Genomic DNA, 2,118 nt, shown 5'->3' on the forward strand with positions numbered 1-2,118 from the left:
GAGGTGGCGGTGGAAGTCGGTCAGGTCGGCGTCGCCGTCGTGCCACTTCATCCGCCCGCGTTGCTCGGTGACGCCGCGTTCCTGCCCGTAGTAGACGAGAGGGACGCCCGGGAACGTGAACGTCACCGCGACGGCCGCGCGGAGGGCGTCGGGACCGAACTCGGCGAGGTAGCGGTCCTCGTCGTGGTTCTCGACGTACCGCATGTGGACCGCGTCGTCGGGGTAGCCGCAGCGAGCGGACGCCGCGAGCGCGTCGAAGACGGCCTCCGCGGGCGCTCGCCGGTCCCCACGTCTCTGAGCGCGTAGTAGAGGTCGGTGTCGTAGTGCAGGTCGAACTCGTTCTCCGCGAACGCGGGGCGACGGGGGACCGTCTCGTCCAACAGGAGGAAGTCGGCCTGCTCGCGCTTGAGTCGGTCTCGGACCTCCTTCCAGAAACCGTGCGGGACGCCCCACGCGACGTCGCACCGGAAGCCGTCGACGACGGGCGCCCACTCGTCGACCACGTCGAGCATCCACTCGCGGACGCGCAGGGAGTCGTAGTTCAGGTTCGGAATCGACCACCAGTTGAACAGGACGCCGGGCGCGCCGTCGGCCGACCAGTCCACGTCCGAGGTGTCCCGTTCGGCCGGAATCCGCTCGTACAGGTCCTCGTACTCCGGGACGCCCGCCTCGTGGAGTTGGTACGCGGGGTGGTCGCGCGAGGTGTGATTTATCACGAGGTCGAAGACGACGCGGACGCCCGCCTCGTGGAGTCGGTCGACCAGCGACTCGAACTCGGCTCTCGTGCCGAGGTCGTCGGCCGTGTCGAACAGGTCGGTGATGTGGTAGCCGTGGCGCGTCGGACTCTCGCAGACGGGGGTGAGCCAGACGGTATCGACGCCGAGGTGTTCGAGGTAGGGGACGCGGCGTTCGAGTTCCGCGAACGTGGCGTCCACCGTCTCGCCCGCGAACTCGCGGACGAATATCTGGTAGATGGTGGCGTCCTCGACCCACGCGGGCGCGTCGGCAGGGCGGGAGGCGGCCACGTCTCCGCCCTCGCGTCCGAGTTCGACGGTGTCCGAGAGGCCGTGGCGGTCGGCGACGGGGACGGCGTGGACGCGCGTCCGACCGGCGACGGCGTCGGTAGGGAGATGGAGTTCGTCGCCCGAGACGGTCACGTCGTCGTCGGTGAGTTCGTCGCGGCCGTCGAGGTAGAACTCGACCGACGGGTCGGCCCCGTCGGGTGCGGGGCGGGCGTCCGCCGTGACGACCACCTCGTCGCCCCGCCGGTCGGCGTCGAGTCGGACGCGGGGGCGGCCCGGTCCCTCGACGGTCACCTCGGTGCGGGCGTACGGGTCGAAGGCGTCGTCGAACGCGAAGATGGCCTCGTGCGTGCCCGGCGGGAGTCTCGCCGCCGCGGTCCAGGCGTCGCCGTCGAACGTCGCCCGCGTCAGCCCCATCTCGAAGTCGTTGAACGGGCCGATGACGGAGACGCGTTCGACGGCGTCGGGGGCCGCGTCGACGGCCGCCGCGTCCACCCGAAACTGCACCGGACGCCGGGGGTCCGGGAACGCGCGGACGGTCTGCCGGTGGGTCCCGTCTGGGGCGTCGAGTTCGAGGCGGTAGACGCCGGGCACGTCCGGCGCGAGGTGGACGACGGGCGCGTCGCCGACGGTCAGGTCGCTGTCGGCGGGGCGTTCGACGACCCGCCAGCGGTACGTCTCGGCCGGGTCGGGGTCCCGCGGCGCGAGTTCGACGGCGTCGCCCACGTGCGTGAACCGGGGCGGTCCGGGATGGTGCATACGCCCAGAGACGGGGCCAGTCGTTTGACTGTTTCGGAGAAGCAGAAATCTGTGAACGACAATTACACCAAAAGTTATTACCCCCGACCGTCGAGTGGCGGGCAATGCAACTGCGCGACGCGTTGAAGGACTACAAGCGAAACCGGGACCACCGGACGCGGTTCCCGGGCGAGTGCCGGACCACGTCCGGGCGGTTCTCCGGTCGGAGCGGCCGACTCGTCCACGTGGGCGAGAGCGGGCAGATACGCGACTTCAGCTACCCACTCACCGGGTTGACGGGCATCGTCCGGTCCCGGTTCGGGGTCCGACCGGCCGGCGACGACGGGGGCGACGGCGT

Annotated in this window: 2 pseudogenes; one reads left to right on the forward strand and one right to left on the reverse strand. The window is 70.7% G+C overall.

The window, feature by feature from the left end:
- Positions 1 to 1,781 (reverse strand): annotated as a pseudogene (locus tag GJ632_RS21105) (alpha-amylase family glycosyl hydrolase); the annotation flags it as partial.
- Between the two features lie 104 nt (positions 1,782 to 1,885).
- Here GJ632_RS21105 and GJ632_RS21110 point away from each other — a divergent pair.
- A pseudogene (locus GJ632_RS21110) lies at positions 1,886 to 2,118 on the forward strand (glucan 1,4-alpha-glucosidase); the annotation flags it as partial.

The sequence above is a fragment of the Halogeometricum sp. CBA1124 genome (genome assembly GCF_009741955.1).
GTDB lineage: Archaea > Halobacteriota > Halobacteria > Halobacteriales > Haloferacaceae > Halogeometricum > Halogeometricum rufum.